General features: G+C 53.1%; 18 protein-coding genes. 10 read left to right on the top strand and 8 right to left on the bottom strand.

What is annotated here, in order from left to right:
• Positions 1-214: 214 nt before the first annotated feature.
• Positions 215-895 carry an IclR family transcriptional regulator gene (locus TH5_RS18820; RefSeq protein WP_114123143.1) on the bottom strand — a complete coding sequence of 227 codons (681 nt, stop codon included), beginning with the start codon at positions 893-895 and terminating at the stop codon, positions 215-217.
• Between the two features lie 118 nt (positions 896-1,013).
• On the opposite strand from TH5_RS18820, the gene TH5_RS18815 reads away from it, so the two are divergent.
• Together TH5_RS18815 and TH5_RS18810 are read left to right on the top strand one after the other, a co-directional pair.
• Positions 1,014-2,231: a CaiB/BaiF CoA transferase family protein gene (locus TH5_RS18815; RefSeq protein ID WP_114123142.1), complete on the top strand. Its 1,218-nt coding sequence runs from the start codon at positions 1,014-1,016 to the stop codon at positions 2,229-2,231.
• Positions 2,228-3,076, top strand: a complete 849-nt coding sequence (locus TH5_RS18810; RefSeq protein WP_114123141.1) for a citryl-CoA lyase — start codon at positions 2,228-2,230, stop codon at positions 3,074-3,076. Before TH5_RS18815 ends, TH5_RS18810 begins: the two co-directional genes overlap by 4 nt.
• On the opposite strand, the gene TH5_RS18805 is transcribed toward TH5_RS18810, so the two are convergent.
• The gene (locus TH5_RS18805) at positions 3,063-4,184 is read right to left on the bottom strand and encodes an ABC transporter substrate-binding protein (RefSeq protein WP_114123140.1); all 1,122 of its coding nucleotides are present in this window, start codon (positions 4,182-4,184) and stop codon (positions 3,063-3,065) included. The two genes, TH5_RS18810 and TH5_RS18805, sit on opposite strands and share 14 nt — an antisense overlap.
• 153 nt (positions 4,185-4,337) lie before the next feature.
• Between TH5_RS18805 and TH5_RS18800 the strand changes: the two genes are divergently transcribed.
• On the top strand, positions 4,338-5,003 hold the full coding sequence (locus TH5_RS18800) for a response regulator transcription factor (RefSeq protein WP_114123139.1): 666 nt from the start codon (positions 4,338-4,340) through the stop codon (positions 5,001-5,003).
• Entirely contained in the window at positions 5,000-6,409 is a 1,410-nt protein-coding gene (locus tag TH5_RS18795; RefSeq protein ID WP_114123138.1) for a sensor histidine kinase, read from the top strand. The genes TH5_RS18800 and TH5_RS18795 overlap by 4 nt, the downstream gene beginning before the upstream one ends.
• Positions 6,410-6,414: 5 nt before the next feature.
• Here the strand turns inward: TH5_RS18795 and TH5_RS18790 are convergent, their stop codons facing one another.
• Positions 6,415-7,392, bottom strand: a complete 978-nt coding sequence (locus tag TH5_RS18790; protein WP_244204975.1) for a DNA-binding response regulator — start codon at positions 7,390-7,392, stop codon at positions 6,415-6,417.
• 134 nt (positions 7,393-7,526) lie between these two features.
• On the opposite strand from TH5_RS18790, the gene TH5_RS18785 reads away from it, so the two are divergent.
• The 3 genes from TH5_RS18785 (at position 7,527) to TH5_RS18775 (ending at position 10,784) form a co-directional block, all read left to right on the top strand.
• Positions 7,527-8,693 carry an EAL domain-containing response regulator gene (locus TH5_RS18785; RefSeq protein WP_114123137.1) on the top strand — a complete coding sequence of 389 codons (1,167 nt, stop codon included), beginning with the start codon at positions 7,527-7,529 and terminating at the stop codon, positions 8,691-8,693.
• 104 nt (positions 8,694-8,797) lie between these two features.
• The gene (locus TH5_RS18780) at positions 8,798-9,277 is read left to right on the top strand and encodes a putative pterin-binding protein (RefSeq protein ID WP_114123136.1); all 480 of its coding nucleotides are present in this window, start codon (positions 8,798-8,800) and stop codon (positions 9,275-9,277) included.
• A complete protein-coding gene (locus TH5_RS18775; protein ID WP_114123135.1) occupies positions 9,264-10,784 on the top strand; it encodes a sensor histidine kinase in 1,521 nt (506 codons plus the stop codon). Before TH5_RS18780 ends, TH5_RS18775 begins: the two co-directional genes overlap by 14 nt.
• 77 nt (positions 10,785-10,861) lie before the next feature.
• Here the strand turns inward: TH5_RS18775 and TH5_RS18770 are convergent, their stop codons facing one another.
• The 3 genes from TH5_RS18770 to TH5_RS18760 all read right to left on the bottom strand — a co-directional run bounded on the left by TH5_RS18770 (position 10,862) and on the right by TH5_RS18760 (position 13,516).
• A complete protein-coding gene (locus TH5_RS18770; protein ID WP_114123134.1) occupies positions 10,862-12,085 on the bottom strand; it encodes a response regulator in 1,224 nt (407 codons plus the stop codon).
• 220 nt (positions 12,086-12,305) lie between these two features.
• A complete protein-coding gene (locus TH5_RS18765) occupies positions 12,306-12,776 on the bottom strand; it encodes a DoxX family protein (protein WP_114123181.1) in 471 nt (156 codons plus the stop codon).
• A gap of 38 nt (positions 12,777-12,814) precedes the next feature.
• The gene (locus TH5_RS18760) at positions 12,815-13,516 is read right to left on the bottom strand and encodes a pirin family protein (protein WP_114123180.1); all 702 of its coding nucleotides are present in this window, start codon (positions 13,514-13,516) and stop codon (positions 12,815-12,817) included.
• A 138-nt stretch (positions 13,517-13,654) separates the two neighbouring features.
• On the opposite strand from TH5_RS18760, the gene TH5_RS18755 reads away from it, so the two are divergent.
• Both TH5_RS18755 and TH5_RS18750 read left to right on the top strand, forming a co-directional pair.
• The gene (locus TH5_RS18755; RefSeq protein WP_114123133.1) at positions 13,655-14,566 is read left to right on the top strand and encodes a LysR family transcriptional regulator; all 912 of its coding nucleotides are present in this window, start codon (positions 13,655-13,657) and stop codon (positions 14,564-14,566) included.
• 78 nt (positions 14,567-14,644) lie between these two features.
• Positions 14,645-15,445: a CbiX/SirB N-terminal domain-containing protein gene (locus TH5_RS18750; protein ID WP_114123132.1), complete on the top strand. Its 801-nt coding sequence runs from the start codon at positions 14,645-14,647 to the stop codon at positions 15,443-15,445.
• 15 nt (positions 15,446-15,460) lie between these two features.
• Here the strand turns inward: TH5_RS18750 and TH5_RS18745 are convergent, their stop codons facing one another.
• Together TH5_RS18745 and TH5_RS25655 are read right to left on the bottom strand one after the other, a co-directional pair.
• Entirely contained in the window at positions 15,461-16,393 is a 933-nt protein-coding gene (locus TH5_RS18745; protein ID WP_062960474.1) for a LysR family transcriptional regulator, read from the bottom strand.
• A 100-nt stretch (positions 16,394-16,493) separates the two neighbouring features.
• Complete coding sequence (locus TH5_RS25655) at positions 16,494-16,670, bottom strand: hypothetical protein (RefSeq protein WP_156484574.1); 177 nt, start codon at positions 16,668-16,670, stop codon at positions 16,494-16,496.
• 234 nt (positions 16,671-16,904) lie between these two features.
• On the opposite strand from TH5_RS25655, the gene TH5_RS18740 reads away from it, so the two are divergent.
• The gene (locus TH5_RS18740) at positions 16,905-17,354 is read left to right on the top strand and encodes a PaaI family thioesterase (RefSeq protein ID WP_114123179.1); all 450 of its coding nucleotides are present in this window, start codon (positions 16,905-16,907) and stop codon (positions 17,352-17,354) included.
• Positions 17,355-17,894 lie beyond the last annotated feature (540 nt).

Genomic DNA, 17,894 nt, shown 5'->3' with positions numbered 1-17,894 from the left:
ACATGCCGGTACCCCATGACAACAAACAGCTGAAGGCCTCCCTTGCCGATGATCCTTTTTGATTATCCTTAAGCCAGACCAATTGATCTGACGGATCGGCAGCCGCAAGACGGTAACAGGCAAACCTGTCACCAACCTGTCATTGCACCAAACAGAGTGAAAAAAGTTCACAGCATTTGTGATGAAGAGGCAAAGACCCTCGTGGCTGCTAAAGCTAGGCTGACAATGTCCGCTCGCAATCAAGTGCATGTTTCTTAAGGAAAAGTAGTGCTTCGTCACGTTTCAACTTATTGAACCGGCTGCGTGGTCCCGACAGGGTCAGCACACCAAGAAGCCGGTTTTGACGGTCGAGAACGGGAACGGCGATTGCCGATATGTCCGGGTCACGTTCTCCTTCGCTTTGGGAAAATCCGGCATCAAGAACTTCAATCGCACGATCATCAACGCCATCCCCCCATGCGCGGATCACGTGTCCGGCTGCGCCACGGTCACAAGGAAGTATTGCGCCTTCTTCCAGATGATGACGCAGGCTGCTAGGGGAATTTTCGCGAAACAGGCACAAGCGGTTTTCGCCCTCGGGCACATAAAAAGATGCCGTTTCCCCGCTGGCCGAGACAAGGGCAGCCAGATGCGGGCGTACGACATCATCCATGCGAAACGACCGGCGATAAATAGACCCCAGACGCCATAACGCGGGCCCCAGCCGGTAACGCCCACGTCCCGATATTGCCAGGAACCCCCGCGACTCTAACGTTCCGGCCAGTCGTGTGATGGTGCTTTTATACATGCCCGTGCGTTCGGAAAGGTCTTTTAGCGACAGGTCGGCATCACGATCAGTGAAGGCATCAAGAATGATCAGGGCGCGTTCAACCGCGCTAACATTTTGTTCTGACATAATAAATCGAATTTCCGTGTGACTGTTCTGCCCAGGTATCGTCATTGATCATTTTGGGATTGGTCAAAATTCTATATAATAGAACAAAATTCTACCAGACAGAATTTAAGGGAATGCCATGGATACGACCAAATCACTTGCCGGTATTACCGTTTTGGATCTGACCAACGTTTTGGCCGGCCCGTTTTGCTGCCATCAACTGGCCCATCTGGGTGCGGATGTCATCAAGGTCGAAGCACCGGGGCGCGGCGATTTGGCGCGTCAACTTGGGGCGGACCAGGAGCTTAATGAAAAGCTGATGGGTGTTTCCTTCATGGCACAGAATGCTGGGAAACGATCCGTCACGCTGAACCTGAAGGATCCGCGCGGTAAGGAAATCCTCAAAAAGCTGGTCGCCAACGCTGATGTGGTTGTCGAAAACTTCCGACCCGGTGTGATGGACCGGCTTGAGCTTGGCTATGATGTGCTGTCGAGGGTAAATCCGGCGCTGGTTTACTGTGCGATTTCGGGTTTCGGGCAAACCGGGCCGATGAAAAAGCTGCCTGCCTATGACCAGATCGTGCAGGGGCTTTCGGGCATTATGACAATCACCGGCGAAGAAGATAAGGAAACCTATCGTGTCGGATATCCGATGGCTGACACGATAGGGGGCCTTACCGCCGCATACGCAATCACTGCGGCACTTGCCGGGCGTGCCATGGGAAGCAATGAAGGCAAGGGCAGTTTTATCGATATTTCGATGCTGGAATCCGTAATTGCCACCATGGGGTGGGTGGTGTCGAATTTCCTGATTGCCGGAAAACAACCGACAGCCAATGGGAACGACAATTTCACGTCCTCGCCGTCGGGTACCTTCCGTACACAGGATGGCAAGATCAACATTGCAGCAAACAAGCAGGAACAGTTTGAAGCTGTTTGCGATGTCTTGGAATTGCCGCAACTTAAAGCCGATCCGCGTTTTGTAACCCGAACAGAACGCCTGTCGCATCGCAGGGTACTAAGCGACCTTCTTGAAGGTGCGCTCGTAACTCGGCCAACAGATCACTGGGTATCCGAATTCAACGCAGTTGGCGTACCAGCAGGCGCGGTTTTGACAGTGCCGCAGGCCCTTTCACTGCCACAAATTGCGGATCGCGGGATGCTTGCTGATTTTACCGATGTCCCAGGTGCCGAACGTGACATTCGTATTCTGCGTACCGGAATAAAGATGAATGGTGATGCGCCGTCGGTTGATGCGCCGCCGCCTGTTCTGGGACAGGACAACGAAACAATTCTGGCCATTCTTGGCATTTCCGCCGAGGAGGTCGCCACCCTGAAAGCCGAGGGCGTGCTATGAGTGATAGAACCGCAAAAGACATTGAAAATGAAGTCAGCGACTGGTGGAAAACATCCATCATCGACATGGAACCGGGCAAAATCCATTATAGCGGCTACGCGATTCAGGACCTGATTGGCAATATCAGCTTTCCCGGGATGATCTGGCTGATGACGCGCGGGGAGCTGCCATCAAAGGGGCAGGCGGCCTTGCTTGAGGCGGCCCTTGTCGCGGCAGTCGATCACGGTCCGCAGGCACCAAGCATTGCAATCGCGCGGATGGCTGCGACCTGCGGGGTTGGTTTGAATAATGCCATGGCCAGTGCGGTCAACGTATTGGGCGATGTCCATGGTGGGGCGGGCGAACAGGCTGTTGCGCTCTATCATGATATTGTGGCGCGCATGGATGGGGGCCAAAACCTTGTCGATGCGACAGCAGCAGGGCTGGACCATCAGATTGCCGAACATGGCAAACATATTCCGGGATTTGGTCATCGTTTCCATCCGCTTGACCCGCGTGCACCGCGTTTATTGTCGCTTGTTGAAAAGGCGGCTGCCGATGGGATTGTTTCCGGGCGTTTTGGACAGATTGCCAGCCAGATAGAAGAAACCCTTCTGGCCCGCAAAGGCAAACGCATCCCGATGAATATCGATGGTGCGACGGCTGTGATATACGCCGAACTTGGATTTGCCCCACCTTTGGCGCGCGGCTTGTTCTGTCTGTCACGATCGGTTGGGATACTTGCCCATGCCTGGGAACAAACCAATCAGGGTGGCCGCAACAAGGGGCCAATTCCGCGTCGTCTGATCTGGAATTATGACGGGCCGGAACGCCGCTCGGTGCCATCAGGGCTTAGCGGCGATTAAGCAGCGCATCTTGCCAGCGGCTCAAAAACCGCTGGCGTTTTGCCTGATCCAGATAAACCAGAAGCCCCGGCCCCACGGGGAATGACCGGACTCGTTCACCATAGCGATCAAAAATCAGTGACGAAAACGGGCTGGGTGGGACATCGGGACGGACGGGGTTAAAATTCCCTTCATCCTGAAGGATGCTTTGGCCTTCGATCGATAGGATATAGTCAAGGAACCTGCCACCGAGTTCCGGATTGCGCGCGCCGCGCGGAATGATGGCAATCCGGGAATAAACAACGATGAAATCATCGGGCAGTATCACACCAAGATTGGGGTTCCGGTGACTGAAGGTTTCTGCATACGATCCCAGCAAATTGTATCCCAGTACAAGCTGGCCATCGGCGATTTTTTCAAGCATTGGTGACGTATTGGAATACAGCTTTACCTTCGCCTGACCCAGCGTGCGGACAAAGTCCCATATCCCAGAAAAGAACCGTTCATCGCGTGCCAGAAACAGGAAGCCAACCCCGCTGCGTTCAATGTCATAGGTTGTTACCTTCTCGCTGAGCAGATCATCGTGATCGTTCAGAAGTCGAATGAAATCGTTACGTGTTCGCGGCGGTTCGAGATTGTTCTCGCGAAAGTATTTGCGGTTATAAGCCATCACGGCCGGTTCCTGAGTGACCGCAAATGCTTCGTTGCGCCAGCGGGCCCAGTTTGGCAATGCGCGTGTCTGATCGCTTTGATGCGAAAAGGCATAGCCGTCATTCGCGAGCTTCATCTGCAAATCCATCGATGAACTGATCACCAGATCGGCGTTTGGTTCTCCTGCTTCGTGTTCGGCAAGAGTCTGGTGATACATCTCCAGTGTTTGCAGCTGATGATATTCGACGCGGATTTCCGGGTTGCTTTGCTGAAATCCGTCAATGGCGGGGCGAAATGCTTCGATATCGGCCGATCCGTAAATGACGACGGTTCGACTTTCCGACAACAAAAGCTGTTCGGGGTCTCCCGGGGCCGTGTTTTGCAGTGCGGGAAAGATGAAAAGCTCGGCAGATGCCGGCAAAACGCGGAAAATTGCTGCGCAGAAAACTGCAATAATGATAGTACTGCGCAGGTTCATCGCTTACAGACCCTCATTAATTGAATTACCGCTGGTGTGTCGCCGGATAGTGAGATCGAGGCTTTCCCGATCCGGCAAAATCTGGAAAATTCATGTCCTTGGGGCAATATGCACCAGACCATTCTGGTTTAACAGGGGACCCGACCCGACACAATGAGAGTCCTTGTCGTAGAAGATCACGCCGCACTTGCTGATGGCATCGCCCGCTCTTTGCAGCAGTCGGGCTACGCGGTTGATGTGATTTCTGATGGCGAAGAGGCCGATGAAATTCTGCGCACCCAGGAATACGGCCTTGTCGTGCTGGACCTTAATCTCCCTCGTATGGATGGTCTCGAAATCCTGCGTCGATTGCGCCATCGCGGATCGGAAAGTGCTGTTCTTATCCTGACGGCACGCAATGATATTGATGATCGTGTACGGGGTCTTGATCTTGGCGCGGATGATTATCTGGCAAAGCCGTTTGAACTGGTCGAGCTTGAAGCACGTGTTCGTGCCCTTATGCGTCGCCATTCTGGTACGCATAATACTCGGATTACCTGTGGCCGCCTGACATATGATACCGTTGCCCGCCGGGCGATGATCGACGGCGAGGATATCGAAATTCCAAGGCGTGAACTGAATATCCTCGAGATTCTGTTGCTGCGGCTTGGGCATGTCTTATCCAAGGAACAGATTACCGATCAGCTTGCCGGGTTCGAGGACGACATCAGTGCAAATGCGGTCGAACTTTACATCAGTCGATTGCGTAAACGTGTCGAAACGGCAGATGTCAAAATCCAGACTGTGCGCGGCCTTGGTTACCTGTTGAAAAAAACATGAAATGGCGCAACGCATCCCTTCGTCGACGTTTGCTGATCTGGCTTCTGATCCCGCTGCTTCTGATCAGTTCGCTGATGCTGTTCGAGGTCCGCAGCAATGCAGTGCATTCTGCCAATCAGGCTTTTGACCGTGCGCTTCTGAGTTCTGCGTTGGCGATTGCGGATCGGGTGGTTCTGATCGGCGGGCAGATCGAGGTCGACGTGCCTTATGTCGCGCTCGAGATGTTGACGAGTTCCGCACAGGATCGGGTTTTTTATCAGGTCAGTACCGCCCAAGGTGAATTCATCACCGGTTATGAAGAACTGCCGCCGGTTCCCGAGGAACTGATGCCGCTTTTGGAAGAGCCGGTGTTTTACGATGCGGAATATAACGGTGAACGGGTGCGGATTGGTGCGCTGTCGCGTTATGTGGCCAGCGCAAGGATGGCGACACGTTTTCACGTGCTTGTCGCCGAAACCACTGGAACACGCGAAAGCCTGAGCGAGGATATTCTGGCGCGTGCGGCTGTCCGGCAATTCGGACTTATCCTGATTGCCGCCCTTATTGTCTGGTTCGGGATCGGGCAGGGGCTTAAACCGCTTGCGCGACTGGAAGAAGCCCTTAACCGCAGATCTCCTTCGGACCTGAGACCAATTCTGCATGATGTCCCGACCGAAGTGCGCCATCTTGTCGGGGCGATTAACCATCTGCTGAAACGTTTGGAAAATACGCTTTCGACCATGCAGCGGTTTACCGCAGATGCTGCGCATCAGCTGCGGACCCCATTGGCGGCGTTGCGTACCCAGGCAGAGTTGGGACTGCGTGAGAAGGACCCTGAAAAGCTGCATGATGTCATGGAAAAGCTGGCAGCATCAACACGTCAGACGTCCCATCTTGCCAACCAGTTGCTGGCATCTGCGCGGTCCGCACCCGAAGGTTTGGCCGGACGGCCCTTTGTCCGTATTGATCTGGGTGAGATCACTCGTGGGGTCACCGGCAGCAAGGTACCCGAGGCACTGGAACGCGGTATTGATCTTGGCTACGAGGGTTTGGACGGAGTTGCCCCGATCATGGGAGATGCGACCCTGATCGAGGAACTGCTGAAGAACCTGATCCACAATGCGCTGACCTATTGCCCCGAAGGCAGTTCCGTTACCGTGCGATTAACACACGAGACAGGTAATACATCATTCGTCAAGCTTGTCGTCGAGGATGACGGACCGGGTATTCCTCTTGAACATCGCAAGCATGTGTTCGAGCGCTTTTATCGTGTATCGGATAGCGGGGAAGACGGATGCGGTCTTGGCCTTTCGATCGTACGCGAAATCGCATTGCGCCACGATACACGTATCCGGCTGGATGAACCTGAAGATCACAGTGGTGCGATTTTCTCGGTGCGTTTCCGATTGGCATCAGACCAAACGTAATCGGACTAACGGCGAAGGGCGGGAATTGTCGACAGCACGGTTTTAATTAATTGTGGTTGCCGGTTCACGCCGGTTTTTGAAAACACAGTCTTCAGATAGGTCCGTGCCGAACTTAGCGAAATACCGACCAAATCTGCGGCCTGATCAAGCGACATTCCTTCTGCCAGCTTTTGTGTCAGTTTGGCCTCGGAGCGGGTTAGGCCAAATACATCAATCAGATCATCAATTGTCGGCGGCCCCATTCGTTCCGGTTCGACTAGGATAAAAACGAAGCTGTCCGGAAGATTGCCACCGTTGCGTACCCGGCGCAGGAAAACCGATAGTGCGCCCTGCTCATGATCAATCGAAAATCCGCGCTGCGTCGGCGGAACACGACCTGCGAGGGGATGCAGAAAACGTTCCAGATCATCCGGGGCCTTGTCGATCAAAAGCCGGTTGTCAGGACTGACCTGTAAAGATGGTGATCGGCGCAACATTTCGGCGGCTTGCGCATTCATGTGCGAAATCGAAAGTCGGTCATCGGTTGCAATAAGTCCCAGATGAAAAAGATCCAGAAACGCTGCGGGGATTGTATCGCGGCTCTCGCCGTGTCTGCGCGCGATCTCTGTCTCGATACCATCAAGAATCGTTTTTAAGGCGGTGGGTTTTGGATAGAAACGAAAGACCCCGAACTCGTTGACCGCTGTAAGGGCTGATTGAAGATCGGCATAACCCGTCAGCATCACAATGATCAGGTCCTCACGCAGTTTTCTGAGCTTTTCTGCCAGTTCAAGCCCGGTCATGACTGGCATGTGAATGTCCAGAATGGCGGCGGTTACATTCGGGATACCTGGAATGCCAGTCAGCGCCTTTTGCGGATCATTGAAATACAGTCCCTGCCAATGCGGAGCAAGGCGTGCAAAATTTCGCCGATGCGATGACAGAAGGTTTTCATCGTCATCTACAAACGCAATGCAGACGGGACGCTCTGACACCATTGTCATTCACACTCCACATATGGGGATATTGGATAGTCTATCCTGACATTATTCTTAGGTATATCAAGGCCTGTATAAGTTGGTGGCTGTAAAATCAGCTTTCGGGTGATGCAGGTTTGTTTTTGCCGGAGTTGTCCCTGATGAGTGTTGCGACGACCGATCTGCCTACCGTTTTGATGGTGGATGATGATGAAAACCTTTTGGCTTCGGTATGCCGTTCCTTGTCGGGGACTTTTAATTTAGTCAAATATATCAATGGCGAGGCTGCCCTTGAATGGTTGTCAAGAAACCGTTCCGTGGTGCAGGTCATCGTTGCCGATCTGGTAATGCCCACCGTCGATGGTATTAATTTCCTGAAACAGGCCTGTCGTTGTGCTCCGGATGTGCCAAGGATTTTGCTGACGGGAAATGTTTCGGCGGTACCACTGCGCGAAGCAAAAGAGCATGCAAAAGTCAGCCAAATTCTGACAAAACCGATTTCGTCCATGGCCCTCAAAGAGGTCTTGTCCCGGACGATCGGAGACCGGTGCAAAGCAGGTCATGGTGAAAATGCGATGCCCGACATTGTAAGTAGGGCGATTGACCGGGCTGATTTTACAACGGTGATTCAGCCCCGCGTTCGTGCAAGTGATTTTGTGAGAACCGGTGGCGAAGTTCTTTGCCGAATGCCTGATTTGCAAAAGCGTTTTGATATCGGGCAGATATTCGAAGGTTGCCGAAACCAGCCTGTAATGAACCGTCTGACGATGTGTGTCATGGAGATCATGATTGATCTGGCACCGCTTTATCGCGAAGCGCTGGGACCGGGTGCCAGAATATCGATGAATATTGATCCCTGTTCAATCAGCAAAAACCGATTTGTTTGCTCGGTGTCGGATTTCATCGATGAGATGCTGGAGTTTGGTGTCGAAATCGAGCTCGAAATAGATGAAAAGCAGTTGAACGTGATGGACGAAAACTTTGCGAAAAATGCAAAGTTTCTGGCCCGGCGCGGGACGCGGTTATTCATTGACGGCTTTGGTGCAGATAAAGGGGCATTCGAGTTGTTGCGGAACGAATATTTTGCCGGTGTTAAACTTGATCGGGGTCTGATTGGCCGAATGATGGGGAACCGGAGTGACGACGCGTTTGTTTCATGGATTGTTCAGATATGTCGGCAGATCGGCTACTCGGTCATTGCCGTCGGTGTTGAAAACGAGGCCACAGCCCTTTGCCTGCGCGAATATGGGGTAGAAGAATTGCAGGGATATCTTTTTGGTATGCCACAACTGCTTGAAGAACTCGTGCCAGGCAAGATTGCGATATGAACAAGTGTGGCAATACAAATGGTTGACCAGTTTTTTCAAGCTCGATCATTGTTTTGCTACCACGCCGTGACCAATGTTTAAACCAGTCTCGGAGTACAATTACGATGATGAAAACGATCACTAAATTCGCCATGACCATAGGGACGATTATTGTCTTTACGGTTGGAAATGCTCAGGCAGAAAGTGAATTGAGGCTTTCAACTACCGGCGGTGAAGCCACGACGGTGTCATTTGAAGAACTGAGCAAGCTCCCCGACACCGAGTTTTATACTTCGACCCCGTGGACCGACGGTGTTCAGAAATTCCGGGGTGTTGATTTCGATGTTCTGCTCGATACCTATGGGATCACGGCCGATACAGTACGTGTGTCCGCATTGAATGATTACAGCGTGATGATTCCGGCCAGTGTGCTTCGGGATGACAACGCCATTCTGGTTTATCTGCAGAATGATGCAGAAATGTCGGTGCGCGACAAAGGCCCGTTCTGGGTTGTTTTCCCCTATGACAGTGATGTTCGTTTCCAGACTGACACCTACTGGTCTTATTCCGTCTGGCAAGTGAAGTCGATTGATGGGCAAAACTAGACATTTTCTGTCAAAAATTTCGAGTGGTGTCATTTTCTCGATACTGGCGCTGTTCATTATTCTTTACGGCGTCTTTTCGACTGCGATTGTGCGACAGCTCGAAGATGAAAAATTTACGTATCGTGAAAATTTTGCATGGGCGGTTTTTCAGATTCAGCGTCAGTTTCTGGAAATCGAGCGATATATCGAATACGCCCGGGTACAGAATGAAATCGCCACCGAAGATTTCGAACAGGTTCTTCTGGAATATGAAATCCTTGTGAGCCGCATTTTGCTTGTCAAACAGGGCAAGGGCTTTCAGGTTCTTTTACAAATTCCTGAGGTAACAAGTTTGTTGGCGATACTTGATGAAAAGATCGCCCGCATCGATGCGATGATCGCCAAGACATCGAACCAATCTGTTATATTGAATTTCATTCACGACGAGCTTGAACCTATCGACGATCCTTTGCAGCAGGCGGTGGTCCGTACGACCAACTTTGTGTCGGTCTATAATGCCAACAACATCGCCAGCGTGAAGACCGACATACAAATCCTGTCCTACCTGTTCTTTTCCGGCATGATCGTCATGATTGGTCTTGCGGTGTTTGTCATTCGTCACCGTCAGCGTGCCTTTGCCGCAGATGTCGATGCGCGGCGTGCCCGTCAGGAACAGGAAGTCATCGAAGAGGCTGCTGATTATGCCAAAATGCATGCATTGGGTACATTGGCAGGCGGTGTTGCCCATGAAATCAATACACCGGCTCAGTACCTTCAGAACAATCTTGAATTCCTGTCTGACAGTTTTGACGATGTGGTTAAGGCAGTCCGGACCGGTGATGCAGATGGAACCGTCCGTCTTGAACTTGATCGGGACCGCATCGACTTCCTGACTGAAGAAATCCCGCTTGCAATCAGGGAGAGCATTCAGGGCCTTGACCGGATTGCGGAAATTGTTCGGGGTATACGGAAGTTTGCCCATCCGACGACTGATTCTGTCGAACGGATTTCCATTGCCGAGGAAATTGAAACGGCGATAACCCTGACGCGCAACCAGGTAAAACATGTCGCTGAACTTGAACAAAACTATGCGACAGATGTCAGGGAAGTCGAAGGCCGACGGAACCATCTGTCACAGGCCTTGATCAACCTGATCGTCAATGCGTCGCAGGCAATTCGGGAATCAGGCAAACGGCCAGGCAAAATCTGGCTGGATGTTATCTCGGATACGACGGATGTCTTCATTCGTTTGCGTGACAATGGCGGCGGTGTGCCCGAAGAACTGCGTGACCGTATTTTCGATTATTTCTTTACCACCAAGGAACGCGGGGTTGGCACGGGCCAAGGCCTGCCGATTTGTCGCAAGCTGATTCAGGATGATTTCAATGGCGATCTGACCTTGTCCGAAGCCAGTGGCGACGGGGCCGAATTTATTATCCGTATTCCGAAACCGGGCAACCGACAGGCGGGCCATGATCAATGTCGGGATCGTGCCGCAATTGATGAAATCTATGACATTCGGTCCTGATGGGACATTGCGACGCCAAGCAGTATGGAAATCATCTCCTGTTCCTGCCGGTTCACTGTTGCACGACGATATGAGGATCATATTGTCAGGGGAAGGCTTTCGCGAAGTGACGCACAATGTTGCTCCCACGAGGCCCATTTCTGTTGGGCATTGCAACGGGCAATGAAGCTTGCTGCGCGGTCATATTTGGATGTGCGGTCATCGCTGTCACGACCAAACTTTCGGGCAAAATGCTGTGCGGCATAAACAATTAGCAAAGATCTGGAATTCTGCGTTGGCGCAGCTTCCGGACGATGATGGAAGGCAATGTCTTCGATAATCTGGTGCTTGAAACCCCAGAGCGCAGCAAGGCAGGCCGAAACACCGGGATGAGAGACACCAATTGAACCGATTTCTGCTGAGATGATGTCGCAGTGATCCCGGTCTGCATGATCACGACTTGCCGCAACCTTTTCCGGAATCACCTGTTCCATGATGTTTAGTCCAACATGGCAAAGAATTGCCGCGGCGCGGACAATATCGATCATTTCATGAGACAAGCCGTCGAGACGGGCGATCTCGGCAGACATCTGCCCTAGAACGAGGCTGCGATGGAGGGGTTGTTCGATACTGTCGGAGGTGAAACCGGTCTGCTGGCCATGTACAGCCCATATGACACACAACGCCTTGATGCTTTCCGGTCCGAACAGATCGATTAGGGTAACTATATCGGGCGTATCCGTTGGCAGAACAAGTTTTTCACGTCGTGCAAGTTCACAGGCAAGGTCGATGAAGCCGGGATTGTTACGGCTGAGTTCCAGCAACTCTTTTTCGCTGGTTTGCCCTTTGTGTTGCAGGATCGTATGAAGTCTTTGAAAAACCGGGGGCCAGAGAAGTGTGGCCGACATGCGATACAGGATATCGATCAGCAGCGGATCACGCAGATAGTTGCGCAGGATCAGACCGCGTTCAATGGCATGGATCACATCCTGATCGCTGCAAGGTTTCATCAGAAAATGATGGGTTGCCGCATTGCCGGTCTGGATGGCCTTTTCATCGGAATAACCCGAAAGCAGGATGCGGGCAGTATCAGGATATTTTCGTGCGACGGTACGAAATAATTCAGCCCCGTCCATTTCGGGCATCTGCATATCCGAAACAATGACATCTGCCCCCTGCTGGTCGAGATTGCGCAGGGCTTCGGCCCCACTGGTGCAAAAACGAAGTTTCCAAGCTGGCCGTTTTGGCGCGATGCGGCGACGCAGTCCGCTAAGCACATTGGGATCGTCATCAACGAAAATAATCGAAACGTCTTCCGGCATCCCGGCATCCTTCTCAGGAAAGGTCAGCTGATGGCTGCCATCAGGCTGACAGCGTTGCAGGGTTTTGACAATACAAATGCCTTATCTGTCGATACGGTTTCCGGACCCAAAAGCCGGTAAATATGATCATGGGAGTAAAACAAAAAGGGCTGCCGGTGAAGGCAGCCCAAAGTCGTTGTTCAGGGAAGAGGGGAAGATCGTTGCGTTAGGGTGAGCAGGATCAGAATTCGACACCGATCTTGCGATCGATCGAATATTTGCCACCGCCACGGATCAGAACCGAAAGCGCCATCAGGCCCCAGAAGACCGGCATTTCAAACCCGGCATTGTTCCATGCATACCCGTTGGGCAAGTGAATGGTGACAGCAACAGCCATGAAGACAATCACGGCAGCTGCTACCGGGCGGGTCAGAAGACCCACGGTCAACATCAGGCCTCCCACGAATTCCAGAAGCCCGATTAGAAGGGCAAACAGGAACCCCGGTGCAAAGCCGATGCTTTCAAGCCAGCCAGCGGTACCTTCAAGGCCATAGCCACCAAAGGCACCAAACAGTTTCTGGGCACCGTGCGGCACCAGAAGAAGGCCGGTGGTGACGCGAACGATCACGGGTGAAAGAGGTTCAAGGGTAGCCCACAGATTGCCAAGGGCCGGGATAATCGGACGTGGTTGGGTGTTTTCAAGGGACGACATATTCATTTTCCTTCGAAGGGTCGGACCGGGAAACCGGTTCAGGCGACCATGTCAAAAACAAGAGCTTCGGCTTCGATTGCGTCGGTGAAGACAAGTTCGTCTTCGTCCCGGATGGCGGCACCGTCGCCAGCTTTCAGGGTTTCGCCATTAACGCTCAGCATGCCGCGCGCCACCTGAACCCAGGCAATCCGGCCCGATTCGATTTTATGGGATGCTGTTTCCCCTTCACCCAGATGGGCAACATAAAGGTCAACATCCTGGTGAATGGTGATCGATCCATCCCTACCGGTGCGGCTGCCGATCAGTGACAGGCCCGAACCCGTATCGGAACGTGCGATTTCCTTTTCCTCGTAACCCGGTTCGAGGTTCGCTGCTTCTGGAATGACCCAAATCTGCAGGAAGTGCACCGGGTTTTCTTTCGAATGGTTGTATTCCGAATGGCGGATACCCGTTCCGGCCGTCATGCGCTGCAGGCGGCCCGGGCGGATAACGGAACCGGTGCCAAGGCTGTCTTTGTGTTCAAGCGCGCCATCAAGCACATAGGAAATGATTTCCATATCCTTGTGGCCATGAGTGTCAAAACCTGCACCGGGGATAACTCGGTCTTCGTTAATCACACGCAGCGGGCCCCAACCCATCCGTTTCGGATCGTAATAGTGACCGAAGGAAAAAGTGTGATGGGAGTCAAGCCAGCCAAACTGGGCGCGGCCACGGTCGGCAGATTCGATCTTGATAATCATGTTGGTCTCCATCGCTGGGTTGTCGTTTGTTGGAGCCAGAATACGCTTTTCGCAAAAAGTGACAATTATCGTAATAATGTGCATACTGTCGCATAATAAGCGACAATAAGGCAGATTCAGGCATTGCGGGGCCCTCGGATGGACAAGCTTGGCAGTTTGCAAACTTTTGTGAAAGTGGTTGATGAAGGCAGTTTTGCCGCGGCGGCACGTGCGATTGGTCAATCACGGTCCCAGGTTAATCGGGCGGTCATTGCGCTTGAGGAAGATTTGGGGGTGCAGCTTCTGAACCGCACGACGCGCCAAGTCGCGGTTACGCCAAGCGGTCGGGCTTTCTATGATCGGGCCAAGGCCATCATGGCAGATCTGCGTGAAGCCGAAGAAGCCATTCGCGAAAACCGCGAAACGCCGTCGGGCGATATGCGCATCAATGCGCCGATGTCATTTGGCACACTGCATCTGGGACCTGCACTGGTTGATTTTGCGCGGCAATATCCGGATATTCGGGTTGAACTTGCCCTATCGGACCGTTTTATTGACCCGGTCGCGGACGGGTATGACATGACGGTGCGGATCAGCCAGCCCAGTGAAACACTCGCACTGATTGATCATGAAATCATTCCGATGAACCGGGTTTTGTGTGCCTCGCCGGACTTCATCCGAAAGCATGGTGAGCCGGAATCTCCGCGTGATCTTGCAACTTTGCCATGCCTGCATTACGGCAGCCTGCCAGCCGGTTCGAGCTGGAAGATGAATGGACCGGACGGGCCGGTTTCCGTGCAGGTGAATGGCGTTTTTTGCTGTAATAACGCCGAAGTTCTGCGCGATGCGGCACTTGCCGATCTTGGCCTGGCATTATTGCCAACCTTCATTGCCGGGCCGGATTTGCAAAGTGGTAATCTGGTCAGTGTTTTGTGTGATTACAGCCCGCCGGAACTGTTTCTGTATCTGCTTTATCCGCCCAGCCGACAATTATCGGCACGTATCCGGCTTTTGGTTGACTTTATTTACGAGCGTTTTGGCGGTCAGCCACACTGGGATCTGGTGCAATAAAGAAGGGGCGGGAAATCCGAACCCTTGCAGTCCACGTATCAGCTATTAGGTTTTGATCAGGCCCTGGTGGTACATGATATGACGAGTTTTGGCATGCCGACCCTGATGATGGTGTCACATGGTAACAGCGGCAATGGCGGCGATCCTGCGGCGGCGCTGGCGGATGCCGTGCGCGATCATTGGGCCGGGCCGGTACGCCATGGCTATATGCGCAGCACGCCATCGGTTCCCGATCAACTGGCAAAGCTGAAGCGCGATCATGAGGCAGACGAGCTGATCGTCTTTCCGTTATTTTTCAGCGAAGGTTATCTGGTTTTTGATGAGTTGCCGCGCAATTTGCGTGATGCCGGACTTGATCGCGCGGTTATCCTGCCGCCTGCAATCAATCTGCCGGGCTTTACGGCCATGGTTGCGCGCCATGTTCAGGCCGCCGTTTCGCAGCGTGGCTGGGATGGTTCGGAAACATCGGTATTTCTGGTGCCGCATGGCCTGAAAACCCTGACAGAGCCACTGCCGGAAACCGTCAGATTTGCCAAGGAACTTGGCAGCGCCTGCGCAGGAAGCGAGATTTGCATTGGCAATATCGAAGGCGATCCGTCACTGCGGGACTGGCGAATGATCGGGTCGCGCCAGCATGCGCTGATTGTGCCGATGCTGGCAGGCGGTGGCATGCATGCCTGCACGGATTTGCCGGAAATGATTGCGGCGCAATCGGGCGAGACGATTGAAATACTCGCTCCGATTGGCGAATGGGCGGAATTGCCTGATCTGATTTTGGCGGAGGCGGCAAAGTTTGTCCGTCAGAGGCCTGATCGATCAAACGGGCTGCATCGCCCGATTGCCAAAAGCCGGGCCGAGAACGGTGCAGGCCTGATTTAACGTGACACGATCAGATCAGCCAAGGCCCGGTTTGACCTTGGTTTCGGATGCTTTTTTAAGAAGATAGTCGCGGAAGATTTTGGCGGAACTGGTCAGGGTATCCTCACCGTCATGCACGATCAGCAACTGGCGTTTGGCCCAGCTGTCGGCAATCGGTGCACCGGAAATATTCATGTGATCAATGTAACCCGCAACCGAGCTTTGCCGCAGGAAGCCGATGCCAAGTCCGGCTGCGATCATCTGGCGCAAGGACCCGAAACGCATGACCTTGATATGCGGATGCATGTCGTGATGCAGTTTTCCCGCGGCCTCGCTGATCAGGTCATCAATCACGCCGCCTTCATGCAGTGAAATGATGTCGTATTTTGCGGCTTCGGCAAAGGTAACCGGAGCCGGATTGGATGGATCGGGGATCAGCGGATGGCCCTTGGGCGTCACGACCCAGATCGGATCGTCGCAAAAGACGTGGTTCGATAAACCCTGACAGGGGCCGTTATCGGCCATGATCGCCAGATCGGCGCGGCCTTCGCGCACCGCATCGGATGACTCACGCGATGTCAGTTCACGCACATCGACGGTCACATCGGGGAAATCACGTTGAAAATCGGCCAGAAAAGCAGGCAGTCCGGTGAGGATCGCCGAGGTCACGGCAGCAAGATAAATCTTGCCCTTTTCGCCGCTGTTGAAATCGCGCAGCTCGTTTGACAGGTGATTAAGATCACCCAGAAGCTTTTCGCCGTAGCGCGCGAAAATCGCACCTTCTTCCGTCGGTTCGACACCGCGGGGAAGACGGCGCAGCAGCTTGACGCCTAGCATGGCTTCAAGTTCGCCGATACGGCGGCTTACAGCCGATGTCGCGATATGTTCGCGCCGGGCGGCTTCATTGATGCTTCCGGCGCGCACAATGGCGACAAATAACCGGATCGTGACGATATCAAACTTTTGCATTCAACCGTTTTCGGTTGTTTGGTTGAAACCGTCAAGGGCGATGAATTGTCAGCATCTTTTGGATGCCAATCCTCAAACCCGCAGGGTCAGAGAGGGCGAATTAGCCCTCGACCTGACGCCATGCATTGTTCCATTCGGTCATCAGTTCATCATGGGTGCGTGCTTTCGACGCTTTCATGATCACGGCGACCTGAAGAGCATGAACAAGGTTGGTGAACCAGTTGACGCGAACTTCGCGTTCGATGGTGGTGGTGTCTTTAAGTGCAAGCGTTGCCATGGTTAGGTTCCTTTGCGTCTGGGGTGATTTCAGATGTACCAGACGCCGTCTGAACTCACTATTCTCGTTTCACCGCTATCCCCTTCTTGTTTGGAGAACGATAAAAACAAGTCATTGATATTGAATGATTAATTCATATCGCAATGCACAATCTATTGCCAAACTCGCATGGTCCAAAATGTTGGATTTATCTGCTATAGCTTGGCAAACAGGATTAACGCAAAGGTCGGCGCAATGAGTGATGTGAATGACAATCTTGCCTGGGAACAGGCGCATGGTAGCGGGCTTCAGGCTTATCTGGGCTATCAGGTTGTTGAATGGGAAGAAGACCGTGCCGTGGTGGAACTTGAAATCAGGGATCATCACCGCAATCGGGCGGGCATCCTGCATGGGGGCGTGATTGCGACCCTGATGGATACGGCGTCGGGCTGTGCCGTCTGTTACTGCGCTGTTCCGGGGAATGTCCGCAAATCGCTGACCCTGTCACTGACGACAAATTTCATTGGGATGGCAACCGGCGGCAAGGTGCGGGTTGAAGGGCGTAAACAGGGCGGTGGGCGCAAGATCGTCTTTACCGAAGCCACGGCCTATAACGCGGCGGGCGAGGTGATCGCAACTGCGACCGGCACCTTCAAATACCATCGCGGCAGCGAGGACCCGAACGGGGTGCCGCGCGACGCATAGTCGTTCATGAAAATACAGGACGGCCGCTGATGGTCGTTTGCTGCCCCTTTTTCAGATTTCCTGAAAAAGTTCTTGATTTGTTCTTTTAGTTGTGTCATAAGAGAAAAATCAACGGGAGAAATGCACCCGGACCAAAACCCGCAAAGCCAGATGCGCTTTGCGGGTTTTTGCGTTTGGGGCTGGATCAAAGAGGTGATCGGGATGCAGGGACAAAGATTGAGGCAGGGTGGCGGGGCAATCCGCAGGATACGGGTCGGCGGATGGCGAAGCCATTACGGCGGTATTCCGCGTTAATTCTAACACGTTTCTAACACGCTTATTTGTCATGACGGGAGAGGTGCGTCTTATCGGGGAAGGACCCCGGATTTGCCGGATGGGGCAGAAATAGCAGCAGTGGCGGCATCGGATTTTGGCCCGTCGGTGGTGGACAGGTTGGGGGCAGTACGCCCGAAGACCGTCTGCTGGTGAAAATGGCAGCGACCCGAGGTTTGTCTGGACGTCGGGGTGGCAGGTTGCCGCCGTGGCCGGAGCGAGCAACGA

This window comes from Thalassospira xianhensis MCCC 1A02616, from assembly GCF_003326475.1.
GTDB classification, from domain to species: Bacteria; Pseudomonadota; Alphaproteobacteria; order Rhodospirillales; family Thalassospiraceae; genus Thalassospira; species Thalassospira xianhensis.
This window is presented reverse-complemented; position numbering and strand designations above follow the sequence as displayed.